This window comes from Stenotrophomonas sp. CASM110, assembly GCF_049384345.1.
Taxonomy (GTDB): Bacteria; Pseudomonadota; Gammaproteobacteria; order Xanthomonadales; family Xanthomonadaceae; genus Stenotrophomonas; species Stenotrophomonas muris.
In genome coordinates, this window is the sequence record NZ_JBMRGI010000010.1 from 105,807 (window position 1) to 125,517 (window position 19,711).

Annotated in this window: 17 protein-coding genes; 13 read left to right on the forward strand and 4 right to left on the reverse strand. The window is 67.6% G+C overall.

The window, feature by feature from the left end; all coding sequences use genetic code 11:
- Positions 1-58: 58 nt before the first annotated feature.
- The 10 genes from VG561_RS11100 (at position 59) to VG561_RS11145 (ending at position 11,502) form a co-directional block, all read left to right on the forward strand.
- On the forward strand, positions 59-985 hold the full coding sequence (locus VG561_RS11100; RefSeq protein WP_262093842.1) for a LysR family transcriptional regulator: 927 nt from the start codon (positions 59-61) through the stop codon (positions 983-985).
- 130 nt (positions 986-1,115) lie between these two features.
- Positions 1,116-1,619, forward strand: a complete 504-nt coding sequence (locus tag VG561_RS11105; protein WP_014647349.1) for an RNA polymerase sigma factor — start codon at positions 1,116-1,118, stop codon at positions 1,617-1,619.
- Positions 1,620-1,701: 82 nt separating this feature from the next.
- Positions 1,702-2,658 (forward strand): FecR domain-containing protein, encoded by a 957-nt coding sequence (locus VG561_RS11110; protein ID WP_262093844.1) that lies wholly within the window; start codon positions 1,702-1,704, stop codon positions 2,656-2,658.
- Positions 2,659-2,842: 184 nt separating this feature from the next.
- A complete protein-coding gene (locus tag VG561_RS11115) occupies positions 2,843-5,959 on the forward strand; it encodes a TonB-dependent receptor domain-containing protein (protein WP_423179585.1) in 3,117 nt (1,038 codons plus the stop codon).
- 52 nt (positions 5,960-6,011) lie between these two features.
- The gene (locus VG561_RS11120; protein WP_014647346.1) at positions 6,012-6,776 is read left to right on the forward strand and encodes a Slam-dependent surface lipoprotein; all 765 of its coding nucleotides are present in this window, start codon (positions 6,012-6,014) and stop codon (positions 6,774-6,776) included.
- 89 nt (positions 6,777-6,865) lie between these two features.
- Entirely contained in the window at positions 6,866-8,320 is a 1,455-nt protein-coding gene (locus VG561_RS11125; protein ID WP_262093846.1) for a porin family protein, read from the forward strand.
- A 136-nt stretch (positions 8,321-8,456) separates the two neighbouring features.
- Positions 8,457-8,861 carry a response regulator gene (locus VG561_RS11130; protein WP_014647345.1) on the forward strand — a complete coding sequence of 135 codons (405 nt, stop codon included), beginning with the start codon at positions 8,457-8,459 and terminating at the stop codon, positions 8,859-8,861.
- 9 nt (positions 8,862-8,870) lie between these two features.
- Positions 8,871-10,457, forward strand: coding sequence for a PAS domain-containing protein (locus VG561_RS11135; protein WP_164077810.1), 1,587 nt, complete (start codon positions 8,871-8,873; stop codon positions 10,455-10,457).
- 70 nt (positions 10,458-10,527) lie between these two features.
- Entirely contained in the window at positions 10,528-10,869 is a 342-nt protein-coding gene (locus tag VG561_RS11140; protein WP_014647343.1) for a type II toxin-antitoxin system prevent-host-death family antitoxin, read from the forward strand.
- A 3-nt stretch (positions 10,870-10,872) separates the two neighbouring features.
- On the forward strand, positions 10,873-11,502 hold the full coding sequence (locus VG561_RS11145) for a hypothetical protein (RefSeq protein WP_262093847.1): 630 nt from the start codon (positions 10,873-10,875) through the stop codon (positions 11,500-11,502).
- 72 nt (positions 11,503-11,574) lie between these two features.
- Here VG561_RS11145 and proP read toward each other — a convergent pair whose 3' ends face one another.
- The gene (gene proP, locus VG561_RS11150) at positions 11,575-13,065 is read right to left on the reverse strand and encodes a glycine betaine/L-proline transporter ProP (protein WP_046430926.1); all 1,491 of its coding nucleotides are present in this window, start codon (positions 13,063-13,065) and stop codon (positions 11,575-11,577) included.
- 569 nt (positions 13,066-13,634) lie between these two features.
- On the opposite strand from proP, the gene VG561_RS11155 reads away from it, so the two are divergent.
- Both VG561_RS11155 and VG561_RS11160 read left to right on the forward strand, forming a co-directional pair.
- Positions 13,635-14,051: a host attachment family protein gene (locus tag VG561_RS11155; RefSeq protein ID WP_014037377.1), complete on the forward strand. Its 417-nt coding sequence runs from the start codon at positions 13,635-13,637 to the stop codon at positions 14,049-14,051.
- 5 nt (positions 14,052-14,056) lie between these two features.
- The gene (locus VG561_RS11160; RefSeq protein WP_049407275.1) at positions 14,057-14,380 is read left to right on the forward strand and encodes a thioredoxin family protein; all 324 of its coding nucleotides are present in this window, start codon (positions 14,057-14,059) and stop codon (positions 14,378-14,380) included.
- A 59-nt stretch (positions 14,381-14,439) separates the two neighbouring features.
- Here the strand turns inward: VG561_RS11160 and VG561_RS11165 are convergent, their stop codons facing one another.
- Positions 14,440-14,685: a hypothetical protein gene (locus tag VG561_RS11165; protein ID WP_014647337.1), complete on the reverse strand. Its 246-nt coding sequence runs from the start codon at positions 14,683-14,685 to the stop codon at positions 14,440-14,442.
- Between the two features lie 459 nt (positions 14,686-15,144).
- Here VG561_RS11165 and VG561_RS11170 point away from each other — a divergent pair, with 459 nt between their 5' ends.
- Positions 15,145-17,493 (forward strand): GH92 family glycosyl hydrolase, encoded by a 2,349-nt coding sequence (locus VG561_RS11170; protein ID WP_262093850.1) that lies wholly within the window; start codon positions 15,145-15,147, stop codon positions 17,491-17,493.
- Between the two features lie 143 nt (positions 17,494-17,636).
- Here the strand turns inward: VG561_RS11170 and VG561_RS11175 are convergent, their stop codons facing one another.
- Both VG561_RS11175 and VG561_RS11180 read right to left on the reverse strand, forming a co-directional pair.
- Positions 17,637-19,010, reverse strand: coding sequence for a sensor histidine kinase (locus tag VG561_RS11175; protein ID WP_262093851.1), 1,374 nt, complete (start codon positions 19,008-19,010; stop codon positions 17,637-17,639).
- On the reverse strand, positions 19,003-19,677 hold the full coding sequence (locus VG561_RS11180) for a response regulator (protein WP_032962610.1): 675 nt from the start codon (positions 19,675-19,677) through the stop codon (positions 19,003-19,005). Before VG561_RS11180 ends, VG561_RS11175 begins: the two co-directional genes overlap by 8 nt.
- Positions 19,678-19,711 lie beyond the last annotated feature (34 nt).

Consider the following 19,711-nt stretch of genomic DNA (forward strand, 5'->3'; position numbering starts at 1 on the left):
CGTCATAGTCCTATCTGGTGAACAATGTCTGCAGGCCGTGGCCGCAGGAGATCGCCCCGTGTTCATCGCAGATATCCGCCGTTGTGACCTCAACGACCTGTTCTACTTCGCCATGGTGGTCGAGCATGGCGGCTTCTCGCAGGCCGGCCGGGCGCTGGCGATGCCGAAGTCGAAACTGAGCCGGCGCATCGCGCTGCTGGAGGAACGGTTGGGCGTGCGCCTGATCCAGCGTTCGACCCGGCGTTTCTCGGTCACCGAGGTCGGCCAGGACTACTACCGCCACTGCAAGGCAATGCTGGTCGAAGCCGAAGCGGCCGAGGAAGCCATTGCGATGTCACGTGCCGAGCCGCGCGGCACCATCCGCCTGGCGTGCCCGATCGCGATCCTGCACGCGCGCATTGGCACGATGCTGGCCGATTTCCTGGCCCTGCACCCGCAGGTGACGGTGCAGCTGGACGCCACCAACCGGCGCGTCGATGTGGTGGGTGAGGGTGTGGACGTGGCGATCCGCGTGCGGCCGCCGCCGCTGGAGGACAGTGACCTGGTGGTACGCGTGCTGGCGCGCCGGGTCTGGTGCACCAGTGCCAGCCCGGCGCTGCTGCAGCGGCTGGGCACGCCGCAGGTGCCGGCCGACCTGGCGATGATGCCGACCGTGGATCTGGCATCGCCCAGCCAGCAGCATGCCTGGGAATACACCGGGCCGGGCGATGTGCTGGCCAGCGTGCACCATCGCCCGCGGCTGGTCAGCGATGACATGATCGCGTTGCGCACCGCCGCGGTGGCCGGGGTGGGCCTGCTGATGCTGCCGCGGATGATGATCAGCGACGAGCTGGCCAGTGGCGCGCTGGTGCCGGTACTGCCGGAGTGGGTGCCCAAGCACGGCGTCGTGCACGCGGTGTTCCCGTCGCGACGCGGCCTGTTGCCTGCGGTGCGTGCGCTGATCGACTACCTCGCCGAACGCTTCGAGGCGCTGGAGGAACCGTAGATCCTCCATCCACGCCATGCGTCGATGATGCTTTCGTGGCGCGGCTTGCCGCCTGCGGCCCCGCAGCCCACAATCCACGTCCGGACCGTCGCCATCACGCCCATCATTCCCCGGTCCGGCCTTGGCACCTATGTCTCCCAATGCCCTGGCGCTGGTCGAGCTGCTGATCCGCGAGCGCCGTGCGTTGTCCCGCTTCGTCGCGCGCTACCTCGACCCGGCCAGCACCGAGGACACCCTGCAGAACCTCTACCTGAAGGCCAGCAGCGTGCCCGGTGATCCACCGATCCTGGAGCCGCGCGGTTATCTGTACCGGATGGCCTACCACCACGCGCTCAACCGCAGCCAGGCCGACGCCCGCGAGCGGCGCGCGATGGCCGAGTACGCCACCGGCATGGCCGAGGCAGGCCACGACGGCGAGGCGCAGGCGCTGGACCAGGCGCAGCTGCGCGAGATCACCCAGACCATCCTGGCCCTGCCGGCCCAGGTACGCGAGTGCTTCGTGCTCAACCGCTACCTGGGCCTGAGCGAACGCGAGATTGCCGCGCGCCTGGGGATCTCCAAGAGCCTGGTCGGCAAGCATGTGCTGCGCGCAGCGCTGCTGATCCAGCAACAGCAGCGGGGAATGGGCCGATGAGCGGCGATTGCCGTGGGCAGATCGTGCCCGCCGTTGTCACAACAGGAAAGCGCACCCATTCGCGGTGCGGCAGGCCACAACCATGACCACGTCCGAACCCTCGCCGCGTCAGGCCAGGCAGGCGTTGCGCTGGGTGATACGGTGCAATGCAGGCCCGTTGCCGGAACGCCAGCAACGCACCCTGCAGCGCTGGCTGCAGTCCGATCCGCGCCATGCGCTGGCCTGGCGCCAGCAGCAGGCCTTCTGGCAGCGGTTGGACGCTGCCGGGCCCGAGGTGCTGGCCGCGCTGCCCGATCTGACCGCCGACCGCCAGGGGCTGCGTCCGATCGCACCGCGCCGTCGCCTGCCGTGGCTGCTGGCATCGGCTGCGGCCGTGGTGCTGATGGTCGCGGCCGCTCCGCATGCGTTGCTGCTGGCGCGCAGTGATGTGCGCAGCAGCGATGCGCCACGAGTGGTGCAGCTGGCCGATGGCAGCACGGCGGTACTCGATGCCGGCACCGCGCTGGCACTTTCGTTCGATGACCGGCAGCGCCACCTGCGCCTGCTGCGCGGCCAGGCCTGGTTCCAGGTAGCGCACGAGGCTCGCCCGTTCCAGGTCGAGGCAGCGGGCGGCCTGGTCCGTGACATCGGCACTGCCTTCAGCGTGTCGATGCTGGATACCACGGTCACCACCCAGGTCAGCGCGGGTGTGGTCGATGTGCGCCCGGGCGATGGCAGCGTGCAGCGCCTGCATGCCGGACAGGCACGCGCGTTCCGTGACGGGCACTGGCTGCAGCCGGTGCAGCTGGAAGATCCGGAGAGCATGGCGCCGTGGCGGCGTGGCGAGGTAGTGATCGATGATCGGCCGGCCGCGCAGGCCATCGCCGACCTGGCGCGCTACCGTCGTGCCCCGGTCTGGGTACTGGGCGGGCAGGGCGCACGCGTACGGGTCAGTGGCCTGTTCCGCCTGCAGCAACCGGACACGGCCATCGTCGCCGTGGCCGCGCAGGCGGGACTGCGCGTGCAGCGCTTGCCCGGTGGTGCGTTGCTGCTGTGGTGAAGCACCCTCGGAACATGGACGAACCGGTCGCATGAAAAAAAACATGAAAAAACCGTGGGCAGTCGTCGCAGCCCGCTGTCTATAGAGGTATAGCCAGAGCGAAACAGCGTTTCTTCTCAAGCCAGACACACCACCGGGCACCGGACGTGTCCGTGGTCCCGCCCCGCTTGAGGAGTTCCTGTCCATGCCGTCCACGGCATCCGCCTGTCATCGTCGCGCCACCGCTCTGGCCCTGGCTGTTTCCACCGCATTGCTGCAGTTGGCCTGGGTGCCGGCCGGGCAGGCGCAACCGGCGGTCGTCGCGCCGCTGCGCCAGTACGCCATTCCGGAACAGCCCCTGGCCGACGCCGTGCGTGCCTTTGGCCGCCAGGCCGATGTGCAGGTGGTGTTCCGCAGTGACCTGGTGGAAGGCCGTCGCTCCAGCGCGGTGAGCGGCGAGTACAGCCAGATGCAGGCCCTGCAGCTGCTGCTGCGTGGCAGCGGCGTGCGCGCGCAGCGTGGCATGGACGGCACCTGGAGCCTGCGTACCGCAGCGGAGGCGGGTGAAGGGGAAGGGGTGCGGGTGACCGAGACACTGGACGTGGCCGGTCGCCTGCAGTCGGAAGGGGGCGAGGCCCGCGATCGGCGCGGCTACGATGATGTGTTCGCGCTGGACATGGCCACGGCGTATTCGGGGCGCGACCGGGTGGAGCGCTACCGCGGCTCCAATCCGGCCGACGTGGTCAAGGATCTGGTCGGTGTGTTCAGCGGCGATGCGCGCAACAGTGGCGCGCTGGACATCAACATCCGCGGCATCCAGGGGCCGGGGCGGGTGCCGGTCAGCATCGACGGCGGCGAGCAGGCACTTACGGTCTGGCGCGGCTACAACGGCGTCAGCAACCGCAACTACATCGATCCCAACCTGATAGGTGGCATCCAGGTCATCAAGGGGCCGGGGCTGGTGCGCGATGTGCACAGCGGGATCGGTGGCGCGCTGGTGATCAAGACCATCGACGTCGATGACATCGTGGAAGCGGGTGAGCGCTTCGGCGGGGAGCTGAAGATCGAAGGCAGCAGCAATGCGGTGGCGCCACGCCTGCCGCGGCTGCATACCGGCGAGGACTACCGCACGGTGCCCGGGTTCCCGCAGGGCTCGCCCTCGGCACCGTATGCCGACAGCACGCTGCTGGTGCCGGTGAAGTCGCGCGGTTCGGAAGCCAATGTGTTCGCCGGCGAGGACCAGGCCTGGCGGCTGGCGCTGGGCCTGCGCGGCGAACACGTGGACCTGATGGCCGCGTATGCCTGGCGCAAGCGCGGCAACTACTTCTCCGGCACCCAGGGCACGGCGTACTACGACCAGGACCCGCGCGAGCAGTTCGAGTACAAGGGCCTGGACTACATCACCACGCTGGCGCGCTACTTCAAGCCCGGCGACGAGGTGCCCAACACCTCCAGCGAGCAGGAATCGTGGCTGCTGAAGGCGACCTGGCAGATCAACGATGACCAGCAGCTGCGCGCCACCTGGCGGCGTACGCTCTCCCACTACGGCGAGATCATGCCCTCGCGCATCCTGTCCGCGCCCGACTACGGTCGCATCCAGTGGCCGCACAGCCGCGTCGATGCCGATGCCTGGAACCTGGAATACCACTGGCAGCCTGCCGGCAGCCGCTGGCTGGACCTGCGTGCCAACCTGTGGCGCACCGAAACCACCAGCGATACCTACACCGCCGGCGGCTTCGCCAATTTTGCCAGCAACCCCGACTGGAACCCCGGCAGCAGCCCGATCCTGCGCAATACCGCGCTGGCCAATGCCCGCAACGACCGCACCGGCCTGACCCTGAGCAACCGCTTCGCGTTGCATTCCACCCTGGACCTGACGGTGGGCGGCAACTGGCAGTTCGAGAAACTGCGCTCGGCGGACCCGTACTTTGGCGTCAGCGATGGCTGGCGCATGTACCCGCGCGCCGGGCGCCGCCAGGAAGGCGAGGGCTATCTGGTGCTGGACTGGCGGCCGGTGGATTTCCTCTCCCTGAGCGCCGGCGTGCGCTACGCGCGCTATTGGGCCTTCGATGATTTCCTGCAGGAACACCCGGAACTGATGACCACCTCTGTGTTCCCCAAGGAGGCCCGCTACCGGGTCAACGAACTGCCTGAGCGCCCGGCCAGCCTGCAGGGCGAGATCGACGCCATCGAGTCGCAGCGCGCGTTCTGGGACAGCATCGGCATGGGCTTCATCGTTGATGATCTGCTGAAGGGCCTGCTGAGCAGGTACGAGACGCCGGTGGCGGTGGAGCACAGCATTCCGTGGCTGCCGGATGCGGACGGCAACTACAGCCGTGCCAGCAACCCGTGCCTGAATGGTCAGTTGGCGGCCATTCCCGGGCTGTTGCCGGTGCAGGGCGCGCAGATCCTGTGCAGCATCCAGAGCGGGCGGTCGCAGACGGTATCCGGGCGCAACGAGCGCAGGCGCGACCATGCCTGGCTGCCGACCTTCTCGGCCACCGCGCATTTCTCGCCCAATGCGCGCGCCTATGCCCGTTACAGCGAGGCGGTGCGTTTCCCCAGCATGTTCGAGAGCACCATCGCGTTCTCCAGCAGCCTGAACCCGCTGTACCCGCTCAAGCCCGAGCACGCCTACAACTTCGAAGTGGGCTACGTGCACAACCTGTCCGCACTGTTCGGCAACACCGCCGATGCCGACGTGAAGCTGGCCTACTACGTGCACAAGACCCGCAACGTGATCGAGCGCGACGGCAATTTCCTGTTCGACAACCTGGACAAGCAGCGCATCCGCGGCCTGGAGCTGCAGGCGCGGTTCGACAACCGGCGCTTCTTCACCGACCTGGGCATCACCCGTACGCTGGAAAACAAGGTCTGCGACGAAAGCATGGCGGTGCAGCTCGATGCGCTGGCCGGCAAGGTGCCCAACTGCGTGCAGGACGGCTTCGTCAGTGGCTACCTGCTGACCCAGGCCATTCCCCGGTTGTCGGTGAACGTGTCGCTGGGCACCCGGCTGTTCGATGAGCGCCTGGAGCTGGGCAGCCGCATCGTGCATTACCAGCGCCACCAGAACCCGGACCTGCAGGCCTACCGTGACCGACTGTACGCCGGCAGCGGTGGCCTGATCTGGCAGAACGTGCCGTTCACCTGGGGAAACATCACCACCGTCGATGCCTACGCGCGCTGGCGCTTCAGTGACCACGCCAGCGTCGAGCTGGTCGGCACCAACCTCGGCAACCGCTACTACGTCGACCCGGCCACGCGCTCCACGCTGCCGGCGCCGGGGCGCACGCTGAAGCTCGGTGTCACTGCACGCTTCTGATGACCTGTCTCGTTGTTGTACCCGTTGTTCCCTCAACCCAAGGAGTAGTTCCATGAAGATGATCTCCCGTTCCGTACTGGCCATGGCCGCCACCTTCGCCCTGGCCGGTGCCGCCCAGGCCGCCGACATCGTCGGTGCGGCCAGCCCGGCCACCGATTCGCAGCTGTACGTCAAGGTCGGTGCCTCCGAAGTCAACGGCGGCCCGCACAGCGCAGGCAAGGCCGGCATCGGCGTCGGCACCGTCTCCAACGGCAAGCCGGTCGACTTCCAGGGGCTGGCGGCCTACTCGGCCCCGACCACCGTCAACGGCGTTACCGTGCGTACCCTGGCCATGCCGATCACCGGTACGCCGGGCAGCCATTCCGGCATGGGCCACTTCAACTTCGTCAAGGTGGGCAGTGGCGATGTGTGGTTCGGCGAATGGTCCAAGGACGGCGCTGCGGGTGGCTTCAACAACCGCCAGGTGTACTTCGCTGGCGACCGCGCCGGCACCACCCTGCCCAGCGGTACCGCCACCTACGCGGTGGCCGGCCTGAACCGGTTCAATGGCAGCAACCTGCTCAGCGGTACCTTCGCGGCGAACTTCGGCACTGGCAAGCTGACCGGCGGCCTGACCGGTGGTGGCCAGACCCTGGCGATCAGCGCCAACATCAACAGCGCCGATGCATCCTTCGCCGGCACCGCCGTGGCCAACGGCTCGGTCACCGGCAACAGCCAGGGCCAGTTCTTCGGCGCCAATGCGGCCACGCTCGCCGGTATCGCCACGTTCGCCGGCAACAGCCAGTACGACACCGCCTTCGGCGGCAGCAAGAACTGATCGCCACGCCCCTGACGGGGCAGGGCAGGGACAAGCCGCGATCCGCCAGTCCCTGCTTCGGCCGCTGCATGCACCACCACGGATCGACCATGCGCCATTCCACCTTCCTTGTCGTACTGCTGTTGGCTGCCGCTGATGTGCGCGCCCAGCAGGACGATCTGCGCCGCGTGCTTGAACAGGGCAGCGAACTGCGCCACCAGCAGCAGGACCGGCAGCGCCTGCAACAGGCCGAGTCGGAGCGGCCGACCATCACCATCGACGGCAGGACGCTGCGCGTGGAGCGCAGCGTCGACGATCTCGGCCAGGCCCTCTACCTGTCACTGCAGCATCAGCAATGGCGGGCCGCCGCGGCCTTCCTCGAGGAGTACATCGAACTGCCGGGGCATGACCCGCTGCTGCGCCATTACGCGCAGGGGGCGTTGGCCCGCGTGGCCGGCGACCATCGTCGCGCGGCGAAGGAGTACGAAGCGCTGCTGGCGGCGCAGCCGGATTTCCTGCCGGCCCGTCTCGAGCTGGCACGTGTCTATGCGGAAGACCAGCGTGATCGCGATGCGGTCGCGCTGTTCACGGCCATCGCTGCAGGCATCAATGCTGATGATCCGGCCACGGCCGGCGTCCGCGCGCGCGTGGGCGGGTACCTGGGTGCCCTGCAGGCGCGCCAGCGCTGGAAAGGCGCGCTGTCCGCCGGCCCCGCATGGAGTGACAACATCAACCGCAGCTCGGCCAGCCGCACCTGCCTGTTCGGCGTAGGCGACGCCTGCCTCATCGAACGGAAACTGCCCGACGCCCAGCGCGCAGGGGGCCTCGACTACGACGCCAGCCTGGAACGGCGCTGGGTCCTCGACGGGCATCATGGGCTGTACGTGCGCGGTCTCGCCTTCGGTCAGGCATGGCGCGGGCACCGTGCCTACAACGAGCTCAATGCCAATGTGCAGGCAGGTTACAGCTGGCGCAGTGCGCGGCAGACCGTGCTGCTTGCCCCCAGCTATGACGTCCAGGGCCTGGGCAACCATGCGCTGCAGGGCGGCAGTGGCGTGCACGGCGAATGGCAGTACGCCCTGGATGCACGCAGCCTGCTCAAGCTGGAGGCCGACTGGAAGCGCCAGCGGTATCGCCAGCAGGGCCTGGCCAGCAATTATGACGGCGAGCTGGTATCGGTGTATGCCACCTGGTTCCGTGCGCTCAATCCGCGCTGGACGGTCTTCGCCGGGCTGGATGTCACCGGCAGCAGCGCTGCCGACCCGGCCAACGGCTACCGCCAGCGCGGCTTGCGGCTGGGCGCGGCGCGGCAGTGGAGCGGCACCACGGCCACGGTGTTCGTGTCGCTGCGCCGCCGCGACTACGACGCCTGGAGTCCATTGCTGGAGGCGCGCAGGCAGGACGACGAACAGAACCTGATCGCCATCGTGCGCAGCGAGCGGCTGGCGGTGGCCGGGCTGGTGCCCAGCCTGGGCCTGCGCTACGCCCGCATCGACAGCAACGTCGGCTGGCTGTACAGCCACGACCGCAGCCTACTCAGCCTGAAATGGGAGCGGGCGTTCTGAACGCGCCGCTGCAATGCCCGGGTGAACGGGCCGTGGCGGCGATCTTCATCGATCATCACGCGCCCTTGTAGCCCGTTTCGCGCATCCTGCAGGCGTTGCGGCAGAGGTGCGCCGCGTGTATCGAGGAGCGCGGGTCGTGCTGGAAGCGGGCAACAAGCCAGAGGGCCTGAAAGGGCTGCGGGTGCTGGTGGCGGAAGATGAATTCGCCATCGCGATGTTCCTGGTGGACTATCTGGAACTGAAGGGCGCGCAGGTGGTGGGACCGGCCGGTGACCTGCAGGCGCTGGGGCGTCTGGTCGATGAGAACCCCATCGATGTCGCCCTGCTGGACATCAACCTGGGGGGTGAACTGGTCTACCCCTTGGCTGACCGCTTGGCGGACGCCGGCACGCCGTTCATGTTGACCTCCGGCTACGATGACAATCTGCCCAGCCGCTTCGCTGGCGCGCCCCGCTGTACCAAGCCCTATCACATCGAGGCACTGGTGCAGCAGCTGGCACGGCTGGTGGCAGGCCCGCAGGCTGCTGCGGGCATCGCCTGATTGCGCGGCATGTCACGCCGCATCGAGGGTCTCCCGGCCATTGAGCGCCCGGCGGGCATGCCGCCGCCGCTGCAGGCGCATGCGCGCCATGACGGCATGGCCGCCCGTATTGCCCGCCACGACTGGTCAGGCACGCCACTGGGTGCGATCGAGCGATGGCCGCCGCACCTGCGCGCCACTGTCGACCTGATGCTGGCCCACGGCTTCCCGATGATCGTGCTGTGGGGCGAGCAGCTGGTGCAGCTCTACAACGATGGCTATGCCGAGATCCTCGCCGACAAGCATCCGGGCGGGCTTGGCCAGCCCACCCGCGAGTGCTGGCCTGAGGTCTGGCACATCAACGGCCCGATCTACCAGCGGGTGTGGCAGGGCGAGACCATCACCTACGAGGACAAGCTCTATCCGCTGGCGCGGCGGGGGCGGCTGGAGGATGTCTGGTTCACCATCACCTACAGCCCCATCCGCGGTGAGGAAGGGCGCATCAACGGTGTGCTTGTCACCATGTTCGAAACGACCGCCGCGCATGTCGCGCAGGCGGCCCGCGAGCGCGAGGAGCAGAAGCGCCGTGAGAGCGACCGGCGCCTGGCGCTGGCATTCAAGGTGCTGCCGGTGGGCGTCTGCATTGTCGATGCCGAAGGCCGACTGCAACTGTCCAATGACCGGATGCGGACCTATCTGCCCACCGGCAAGGTGCCGTCCACCGATCGTCCCAACCACTACCGCTGGCAGGGATGGCACCCCGACGGCTCGCGCATCGAGCCCCATGATTTCGCCATCGCCCGCGCCCTGCGGGGGGAGACGGTGGTCCCTGGCCTGGAGTTCCAGTTCATCCATGACGACGGGCGCGCCCGCTGGACACGCGTCGCCGCTGCGCCGCTGCGCGATGCAGACGGCGAGGTGACCGGGGTGTTCGCCATTGCGGTGGATATCGACGACCTCAAGCGCGCCACCGAGCGCCAGGCGGTGCTGCTGGCCGAACTGCAGCACCGGGTCCGCAACATCATGTCCACCATCCATGCCCTTGCCTGGCGGACGCGCAGCACGGTGGCCAGCGTGGACGAGTACGCCGAGCGGCTGTGCGGGCGGTTGATGTCGCTGGCGCGCACGCAGAGCCTGCTGACCCGCGGCGGCAATGCCGGGGTCTGCCTGCGCGGGATGATCGAAGAGGAAGTGTCGGCGCAGATGCCGGGCACGGGCCTGTGCGAACTGCACGGTGAGGACGTGCTGCTGCCACCGAAAGCGGCCGAGGTGCTGTCGTTGGCCATCCATGAGCTGGCGAGCAACGCGCTGCGCTACGGCGCGGCCGCGCGCGAGGCGGGGCGGATCGAGGTGTCCTGGCATCTGCAGGTGCAGGACGCCGAACCGTGGCTGGGCCTGCACTGGTGTGAGCGCCATGCCGACGTGGAGGGCTGGGAAATGCCACGCCAGCGCGGCCTGGGCCGGGCGCTGATCGAGCAGCGCGTGCCCTACGAGCTGGCTGGCAGCGGCGAGCTGCACTTTGGCCCACAGGGGCTGGATGCGTGGATCCGCTTCCCGCTGCGCGAACGCGACAGCCTGCTGCAGACCGACGCTCCGGACACCGCGCCCCTGCGGTAAAAGGGGATTTATCCCCAATTTGGCCAAATTGGGTATAGTGTCGCTCATCCACCCCGCCTGGAGCCGTGCCATGACCCTGCCGCTGGATCTGCCTGGCCTCGAGAAGGCCCCGGCCTCGTCGGTGAAGACCCGGGGCTGGCCGAGCCTGATGCGCACCGTGCGCGAAAAGCAGGCGCTGGTCATCACCAACCACAACCACCCGGAAGCGGTGATCGTGGACATCCGCACCTACCAGGAACTGCTGGCCAAGGCCGCCGGCGGTGATGCCGGTGAGCGCAGCGAGGAGCTGCAGCGCCTGCGCAGCGAGTTCGACCAGACCCTGGCCGGGCTGCAGCGCGGGGAAGGGCTGGGCAAGGTGCTGGGCCAGCCGATCCGGCGCGGCCGCAAGGTCACCCTTGGCCGTCCGCTCTGATCGATGGGACGCATCCTGGCGTTGGCCGGTGTCAATGGCGCCGGCAAGAGTTCGCTGCTGGGCACCTGGCTGGACGCCGAAGGGCTGAGCTGGTTCAACCCGGACTCGTTCACCCGCCGCCTGGTCGACGCCGGCTGGCCGCTGCCGGACGCCAATGCCGAGGCCTGGCAGGAAGGCACCCGCCGCCTGCGCCAGGCCATGGTCGATGGCACCGACTTCGCCTTCGAGACCACGCTCGGTGGCAACACCATTCCGCGTCTGCTGCGTGAGGCCTGCGAGCGGCACCAGGTGGCGATCTGGTTCTGTGGGCTGGCCGATGTCGGGCTGCACGTCGCCCGTGTGGCCGCGCGGGTGGCCGCCGGTGGCCACGATATTCCGGTGGAGAAGATCCACGCGCGTTTCGATTCGGCGCGCGCGAACCTGCTGGAGCTGCTGCCGCACCTGGCCGAGCTGCATGTCTACGACAACAGCGCGCCGGCCGATGCCGACGGCTGCGTGGTGCCGCTGCCGGTATTGGCCATGGCTGCAGGCCAGCTGCATTACCCGGTCGCAGTGGCCGACCTGTTGCACACGCCGGGCTGGGCCAAGCCCATCGTGATGCGCGCGATGGAATTGGACACCCCGGGTGATTGATGCCGCACGGGGTGCGGAGTCGAACCCATGCTCGGCTGATCCCCTGGAAGTCAGCCGAGCACGGGCTCGGCTCTACAACGCCGGCTTCGCCTGCTCGGGCTCGGCAACGTCCGGCAGCGGCGGCAAGGTCGGGTCCACCGTCACCGGCACATCGCTCTTCAACAGCGCGGCTGCTTCCTTGTCGCTGCCAACCGCTGGCGGTGAACCGCGCAGCGGCAGGCCGGCGGTTTCCTTCACGAACAGCATGGTTACCAGGCCGATCACCGCCGCGCCCATCAGGTAATAGGCCGGCACCAGCGGGTCGCCGGTACGCTCCACCAGCCACGCGGTCACCAGCGGCGTGGTGCCACCGAACAGCGACACCGACACATTGAAGGCGATCGACAGCGCGCTGTAGCGCACCGGGGTGTAGAACAGCGCCGGCAGCGTGGACGGCATCGAGCTGGTGAAGCACACCAGCGCCAGCCCCAGCAGCATCAGGCCGAGGAAGATCAGCCCGTCGTTGCCGCTACCGACCAGCAGCAGGCACGGAATGGCCAGCACCAGCAGCGCGATGCACGCACCGATGATCATCGGGCGCCGGCCCAGCCGGTCACTGAACAACCCGCCGACGATGTTCAGCGGCATCATCACCAGCATCACGATGATGATCAGCAGCAGGCCCTTGCTCTCGGCATAGCCCATCGTGACGCTGAGGTAGCTGGGCATGTAGGTCAGCAGCATGTAATCGGTCACGTTGAACACCAGCACCAGGCCCATGCACACCAGCAGCTGGCGGCCATGCACCTGGAACAGCGCGCCCAGCCCCGGCCGCTCGTGCTCACGCTTCTCGGCTTCCTCGGCGAAGGCGCGGAACGCCGGGGTTTCCTCCAGCTTCATGCGCATGTACAGGCCGAGCAGGCCCAGCGGGCCGGCCACCAGGAACGGAATGCGCCACCCCCAGTCCAGCATCTGCTCGCTGCTCAGCAGCATGTGCAGCGCGGTGACGGTGCCGGCGCCGGCGATGTAGCCGCCCAGCGTGCCGAACTCCAGCCAGCTGCCCATCAGGCCGCGGTTGCGGTCGGTGGAATACTCGGCGATGAAGGTGGCCGCGCCCCCGTATTCGCCGCCGGTGGAGAAGCCCTGCACCACGCGCGCCAGCAGCAACAGCACCGGTGCCCAGATGCCGATGCGCTCGTAGGCGGGAATCAGGCCGATGGCAAACGTGCCCAGCGCCATCAGGATCATGGTGAACGCCAGCACTTTCTGGCGGCCGTAGCGATCACCCAGGGGGCCGAACACCAGGCCGCCCAGTGGCCGCACCAGGAACGCCACGGTGAAGGTGGCGAACGCAGCGATCACCTGCGCGGTGGGGTTGCTGGAGGGGAAGAACACCTGGCCGATGGTGACGGCCAGATAGCCGTAGACACCGAAGTCGAACCACTCCATGGCATTGCCGAGTGCGGCCGCGCCGACGGCGCGCTTGAGCATGGGCTTGTCGACGACGGTGATCTCATCGACCTTCAGGTGGCGGCGGCGTTTGAACCAGCCGAAATGGGCGTGTGCATCGGGGGTGTCCTGCATGGGGGCTCCCTTGTAGGCAGAAGAGGGGAAATGAGCGGTGAGGTAGGTCCCGGAAATCGGAAACGGCGATGCAGGCGCAGGTGGCGCAGGGGCATCGGTGAGTGGCGTGGGGGCCGGGGAATGTGTGCAGGCACGGCGCCATGCGCACGGCAAAGCACCGCCGCAACGGCGGAAACGCAGCAACGGGATCACAGCGCTCGCACAATCAGCGGCCGGCGGTCACAGCAGCGTGGGGAGTGCAGGCCGAGGGCCTGCGGGCGTCATCCGCCAGGATCCAGCGCGAGGCGGTGGAACGGCAGGGCGGGAGCCATCGTGGCAAGCGAAGCGCCGGTCGGCAGTGCTTCCCACGTAACAGGTGCGCCCGTCACGTAGTGGGTCGTGTCGATCATCCGTTCATCATAGCGGCATCGGCGTGAGCATGCAGCGAAGCGGACTGATCTGCACGCTGTGTTCCATCGCGCCTGTTCATCCGCGCGGCATGCAATGACAAGTGTTGAACGAACTCTGGCCGCAGCGCTCACGCGACGCTGTCTACGGTAGCGCTGGACGCAATCGAGAAGGAGCATTGCATGACCCGTCGCATTCCCGAAGGCACGTTGATCATCGTCGCCGATGGCGGTTCGGCCCGCGTGTTCACCAACGTCGGCAGCGAACATCAGCTGGCGTTGAAGCAGGAAGGTGAGCTGCGCCTGCAGGACATCAGCGAGCAGGGCGTCTCCGGTCAGGGCCCGGCTGGCGCGGTGCCGAAGGACATGTCCATTTCGCAGCTCAACGAGGCGACGTTTGCCAAGCAGGTAGCGGAGCAGTTGAACGAAGATGCGCTCAACAACCGCTATGCACACCTGGTGCTGGTGGCAGACCCGACCACGCTGGGCCGTATCCGCCCGCTGCTGCACAAGGAGGTCCAGGCGCGCCTGCTGGGCGATATCGCCAAGGACCTGACCAACGCCCCGCTGGCGGATATCCAGAAAGCGCTGGCGGCGTAACCGGCATGCCGTTCATGCGTGACTACCCGGCGGCGGAGCCTGCAGGCGCGGACGTGGAAGCTCAGGCGGGCTGGCAGCTGCTGGAGTTCGGTGCACCCTGGTGTGGCCATTGCCAGGCCGCGCAGCCCGCACTCCAGGCGTTTGTGGACGCCCACGATCTGGTGCATTGGAAGATCGAGGATGGCAAGGGAAAGCCGCTGGGGCGTGCGTTCAAGGTAAAACTGTGGCCCACCGTGGTGCTGCTGCATGACGGCCAGGAAGTGGCGCGCGTGGTGAGGCCGGTCGACAGCGCCGACCTCGCCACCTTGCAGGGCGCATTGCCAGATTGAGGGCAGCAATCACTGCGTGCGGTGCGCACGGCGCCGAGCGGGCTCGGCTGCAGGGCGGGCTAGTGATAGGTCACCTTTTCCGCTTCCGCACGCAGCTTCTGCAACAACGACCGGCCATGCTGGCTCAGCATGACCATCGCATTGGCGATCTCTCTGGCGTTGTAGCCCATCGGTGCGGGCGGCTTCGGCTCGGGGCCGTACTGTTCACCGATGAGGATGGCCATGCCTTCTGCACTGTTGAGGGCGTGTTCGATGCGCTGGAAGAGCGACTCCATGGCCGGGCTGAGCGGACGCGTGTGTTTCATGCGGGAACTCCTTGGGTGCGAGGGCCACCGCAAGGGTGGCGGGCGATGCGTGCTTGGAACCCGGAGAGACTGAAGAAGAACTCCGATGGCCAGACGGCCACACGCAGCGCCCGCCCTAGTCATGACAGGCAGATCTTCAGTTTCATTCGGGGGTTCCAATCCCGGCAGCGGGATGTCCGCTGCGGCGCAATCCTGGGCAGATCGAGGCGCTGCGCACCAATTGATGGTTTGTCTCGCTTTGTCCCGTTCGGAAGGCGCGGTCTTTCAGAAGTGCATGTCTGGACATCCATTGCCGTATCGGCACCGATCGGGACGCGGGAGACCGGAAGGCTATGAGGTGATTCGTCGCGCGGCCATGCAATTACGTGCAAAGCATCGTGCCGGTTCCGGCGGCCGCACTGCAGCATGCGACAGGGCAGGGCCGGTGCTAGGATCCGACTACCACCTGAATCGATCCAAATGCCGATGCCCACGCTGGACCGTCGTCTCCTGATCGCTTTCGTCGCGACCGCCATGCTTGCCTCCGGGGCGGTGCTGGCGGCTCCGTCGAAATCCGCCGAACGCGCCTATGGCTCGGTCGACCCGTTCATCGGTACCGGCGGGGAAGGCCATACCTACCCGGGGGCGACGGTGCCGTTCGGCATGGTCCAGCTCAGCCCGGACACGCGCATCCAGCCGCGCGAAAAGGCCTATGGCTGGGCAGCGGGCTACCGTTACGACGACAGCAGCATCGTCGGTTTCTCGCACACGCATTTTTCCGGCACCGGGCATTCGGACCTGGGCGACATCCTGCTGATGCCGTTCACCGGCAACCCCGGGCTGGAGCGCGGCGATCCGGAGAAGCCGCGCAGCGGTTACGCCTCACGGTTCCGTCACGCTGACGAGAAGGCCGAGCCGGGCTACTACGCGGTCACCCTGGACGACTACAAGGTGCGTGCCGAGCTGACCACCAGTGCGCGCGTGGGCGTGCATCGCTATGCCTTCCCCAGAGGCACCGACGCCAAGGTGCTGCTGGACATGCGTACCAGCATGTACGACTACCCTGGCAAGGTGCTGTGGTCGCGGGTGCGGGTGCGCGCCGATGGCACGGTGACCGGCTTCCGCGAGACGCGCGGCTGGGCGCCGGGTCGCCAGCTGTATTTCGCGATGCGCTTTTCGCGCCCGCTGGCTGGCCATGAACTGCATAACACCGAGCAGGACATCGTCTACAAGGGCTTCCCGCCGCCGGGCGAGAAGGACCCGGCGCAGCGCGCACAGATCGAGGGCCGGCAGCTGGTCGGCACCTTCAACTTCGGCAAGCTGGACGCACCGCTGGTGGTGAAGGTAGCCATCTCGCCGGTCAGTGAGGCCGGTGCCATCGCCAACCTCGACGCTGAAGTGGCCGACTTCGACTTCGATCGGGTGCGTGCGCAGGCGAAGCAGGACTGGACGCAGGCACTGTCCGTGCTCGATATCGATGCCCCCGAGCATGCGCGGCGCAGTGCCTATACCGCGCTGTACCACACGATGCTGGGGCCGACGCTGTTCATGGACGCCGATGGCCAGTACCGCGGTTCGGACAACGCGGTGCACAAGGCCGACGGCTTCACGCACTATTCGACGTTCTCGCTGTGGGACACCTACCGCGCGCTGCACCCGTTGCTGACGCTGGTGCAGCCTGAGAAGCGCAACAGCGACTTCGTCAATTCGATGCTGGCCCACCATGAGCACAGTCCGTACGGCATGCTGCCGGTGTGGTCGTTCCATGGCCTGGAAGACTGGTGCATGATCGGCTACCACGCCGTGCCGGTGATCGCCGATGCCTACGTGAAGGGCATTCGTGGCTTCGACGCCGACAAGGCATTGAAGGCGATGGTCGAGACCGCCAACTACGGCCCGTATGACGGTATCGCGCAGTACCGTGAGCTGGGCTATGTGCCGATCGACGAGGAAGGCGAAGCGGCCAGCAAGACGCTGGAGTACGCCTTTGATGACTGGACCATCGCACGCATGGCGCAGGCGATGGGCAAGGCCGATATCGCGGCCACCTTCGACAAACGCGCGGGTAACTGGCGCAACGCGTTCGACAAGGACACCGGCTTCATGCGCGCGCGCAAGCGCGATGGCAGCTTCCGTACGCCGTTCCACCCCAGCGCCAGCGGCTACGGCACCGACTACACCGAGGGCAACGCCTGGCAGTACTCGTGGTACGTGCCGCAGGACGTTGCCGGCCTGGCGGCAGCCCACGGTGGCAGCGACAAGCTGCTCGCGCGCCTGGACGAGGTGTTCAACGCCAAGGTGGATCCATCGATCTTCGAGCACATGGAAGACATCACCGGCCTGATCGGCTGGTATGCGCACGGCAACGAGCCCAGCCACCACGTGGCCTACCTCTATTCGTACGCGGGCCAGCCATGGCGCACCCAGGCGCGGTTGAAGCAGATCATGGACACCCAGTATGCCGACCGCCCCGATGGCCTGGCCGGCAATGATGACGTTGGCCAGATGTCGGCCTGGTATGTGTTCACCGCGCTAGGCTTCTACCCGGTGGCGCCGGGCTCGGGCGAGTACATCCTGGGCCGTCCGTTCCTGCCGAAGACCGCGATGCGTCTTCCGAACGGCAAGACGTTCACCATCGTGGCCGAGGGCCTGGATGACAAACACACCTATGTGGGCAGCGTGAGCCTCAACGGCAAGCCGTTGCAGCGCACCTTCCTGCGCCATGACGAGATCCTGGCTGGCGGCGAACTGCGCTTCAGCATGCAGGCCGAGCCGAACAAGGACTGGCCGGGGCAGGACGCGCAGGCGCCGTATTCGATGAGCCGGTGATGCGCACGTGGTAGGTGCCGACCTTGGCCGGCACGCTTCACGGGTGACCTGGAACCTGCAGAGCCGAGCCCATGCTCGGCTGCTTTTGGCACGGTGCCTGAGCCGAGCATGGGCTCGGCTCTACAAGGGCAATTCGACAAAGGTCAATGGAAACGCAACCCGACGCGCGCGCCACCGAGCGGCGCCGTTTCGATCATCAATATCGCGCCATGCCGCTGCGCGATCTCGGCCACGATCGCCAGCCCCAGCCCGCAGCCATCTCCCTCGCTGCTGGCCCGGTAGAACCGTTCCGTGACGCGCGCGCGCTCGGCTTCGGCGATACCTGTACCGTCATCGTCCACCCACACCTGCACGCCCTCGGCATCCCGCTGTAGTCCCAGGGTGATCACACCGGGCACGGCGCCGTAGCGCAGCGCGTTGTCCAGCAGGTTGCCCAGCGCCTCGCGCAGCAACTGCGGATCACCCTGTACCTTCACGCCGTCGTCGGGTCCGTCGTAACCCAGGTCCACGCCCGCCACCAACGCACGGTCGGCGTAGCGCTCGACCACGCCCCGTGCCAACGCGGCCAGATCCAGCGGCTGCAGCGGCAGTGCGCTGCCCTGTGGATCTTCCGAGCGGCTGAGCATCAGCAGCTGGTTGACCAGGTGCTGCAGCCGTGCCAGCCCGGCCAGCGTGCCGGACAGCGCCAGCTGCTGGGCCTGCGGATCCTGTTGGCGGAGTGAGCTCTCCAGCTCCACCTGCATTGCCGCCAGCGGCGTGCGCAGCTGGTGCGCCGCATTGCTGACGAAGCGCCGTTGCGCGGCCTGCATCGCGTCCAGCCGTTGCAGCAGTGCGTTGTAGGCTTCGACCGCCGGCCACAGTTCGCGTGGGGCTTCCTGCGCGGGCTCCAGTGGCGCCAGCGGGTCAGGACGCGGGCTGGCCAGCCGCCGCGCCACCTGGTTGGCATGGCGTGCAGCCGCGCCGGTACCGGACCAGGCCAGCCACGCGGCCAGCGCCAGGATCGCGGCCTGGAACGGGATGCTGGCCAGCAGCAGCTTGCGCTCCAGCCGGTGCCGCTTGCGCAGCGTCTCGGCCACGCGCAGGCGGATATCGTGGCCCGGCCCAGCGCTGACCACGACCTCGACCATGCGCACCGGCTGCCCACGCAGGCGCGCGTCGTAGTAGACGGCATCGTCGCTGCCGGCAGCGATCGCGGGGCGGGGCAGCGCTTCGGGCAGGTCCCCATACAGGCGCCCGCCCGCAGCGTCGACCACTTCGCCATGCACTTCGTCAGCGGTATCCCAGGTGAACATGCGCGACACCGCGGGCGTGATCTCGATCGAGGCACGCCCGTCCTGCACCTTCACCAGCTCGGACAACGACATTGCCGAGTCCAGCAACCAGCGGTCATAGACCTGGCCGGCATAGAAGCGGGCCAACGCGAATGAACCGATCGCGCTGCACAGCAGCAGCACCAGCAGGGGCAGCCACAGGCGGCGCAGCAGCAGGCCACGCAGGCTGTGCACACGCTCAGTCACCACCGGCTTCCAGCCGATAGCCCAGGCCACGCAGCATGCGGATGCCGACGCCGGCGCGCGCCTGTTCCAGCTTGCGGCGCAGGCGGCTGACATGCACTTCGATCACTGACAGGTTGGCCTCGTGATCCCAGCTGTACAGCGCGTCGAACAGGCGCTGCTTGGTGACGGTGCGGCCAGGATGCTGCATCAGTGCCTCGACCAGCGACAGCTCGCGCGCGGTCAGTTCGATGCGCTGGCCTTCCACCTGCACTTCATTGCGGATGCTGTCGAAGCACAACCGGCCCAACCGCTTCTGCGCCGGTGCGTCGCTGCGGCGACGCGACAGCGCACGCAGGCGGGCTTCCAGCTCACCGAGTGCAAACGGCTTGGCGAGATAGTCGTCGCCACCGCGGTCAAGGCCGAGGATGCGGTCCTCCACGCCATCGCGCGCCGTTAGGATCAGCACCGGCAGTGTGACGCCGTCGTTGCGCAGGCGCGAGAGCAGGTCGAGGCCATCGACGTCGGGCAATGAAAGATCGAGCACCATCACGTCATACGGCGCGCTGGCCAGTGCAGCCGGCGCGTGCAGCCCGCGCGAAAGGTGGTCGCACAGATGGCCGGCACCCTGCAGGGCGCGGATCAGTCCATCGGCCAGGGCGGCGTCGTCTTCGATCAGCAGGATTCGCATTGCAAGCTTCGTGCAAGGTTGGGGCAAGTTTGGC

Coding starts and splice junctions, on each gene's coding strand:
- VG561_RS11135 (WP_164077810.1), top strand. CDS start 8,871: ATGTCACGCCGCATCGAGGGTCTCCCGGCCATTGAGCGCCCGGCGGGC.
- VG561_RS11140 (WP_014647343.1), top strand. CDS start 10,528: ATGACCCTGCCGCTGGATCTGCCTGGCCTCGAGAAGGCCCCGGCCTCG.
- VG561_RS11170 (WP_262093850.1), top strand. CDS start 15,145: ATGCCGATGCCCACGCTGGACCGTCGTCTCCTGATCGCTTTCGTCGCG.
- VG561_RS11110 (WP_262093844.1), top strand. CDS start 1,702: ATGACCACGTCCGAACCCTCGCCGCGTCAGGCCAGGCAGGCGTTGCGC.
- proP (WP_046430926.1), bottom strand. CDS start 13,065: ATGCAGGACACCCCCGATGCACACGCCCATTTCGGCTGGTTCAAACGC.
- VG561_RS11155 (WP_014037377.1), top strand. CDS start 13,635: ATGACCCGTCGCATTCCCGAAGGCACGTTGATCATCGTCGCCGATGGC.
- VG561_RS11180 (WP_032962610.1), bottom strand. CDS start 19,677: ATGCGAATCCTGCTGATCGAAGACGACGCCGCCCTGGCCGATGGACTG.
- VG561_RS11120 (WP_014647346.1), top strand. CDS start 6,012: ATGAAGATGATCTCCCGTTCCGTACTGGCCATGGCCGCCACCTTCGCC.
- VG561_RS11145 (WP_262093847.1), top strand. CDS start 10,873: ATGGGACGCATCCTGGCGTTGGCCGGTGTCAATGGCGCCGGCAAGAGT.
- VG561_RS11165 (WP_014647337.1), bottom strand. CDS start 14,685: ATGAAACACACGCGTCCGCTCAGCCCGGCCATGGAGTCGCTCTTCCAG.
- VG561_RS11125 (WP_262093846.1), top strand. CDS start 6,866: ATGCGCCATTCCACCTTCCTTGTCGTACTGCTGTTGGCTGCCGCTGAT.
- VG561_RS11115 (WP_423179585.1), top strand. CDS start 2,843: ATGCCGTCCACGGCATCCGCCTGTCATCGTCGCGCCACCGCTCTGGCC.
- VG561_RS11160 (WP_049407275.1), top strand. CDS start 14,057: ATGCCGTTCATGCGTGACTACCCGGCGGCGGAGCCTGCAGGCGCGGAC.
- VG561_RS11105 (WP_014647349.1), top strand. CDS start 1,116: ATGTCTCCCAATGCCCTGGCGCTGGTCGAGCTGCTGATCCGCGAGCGC.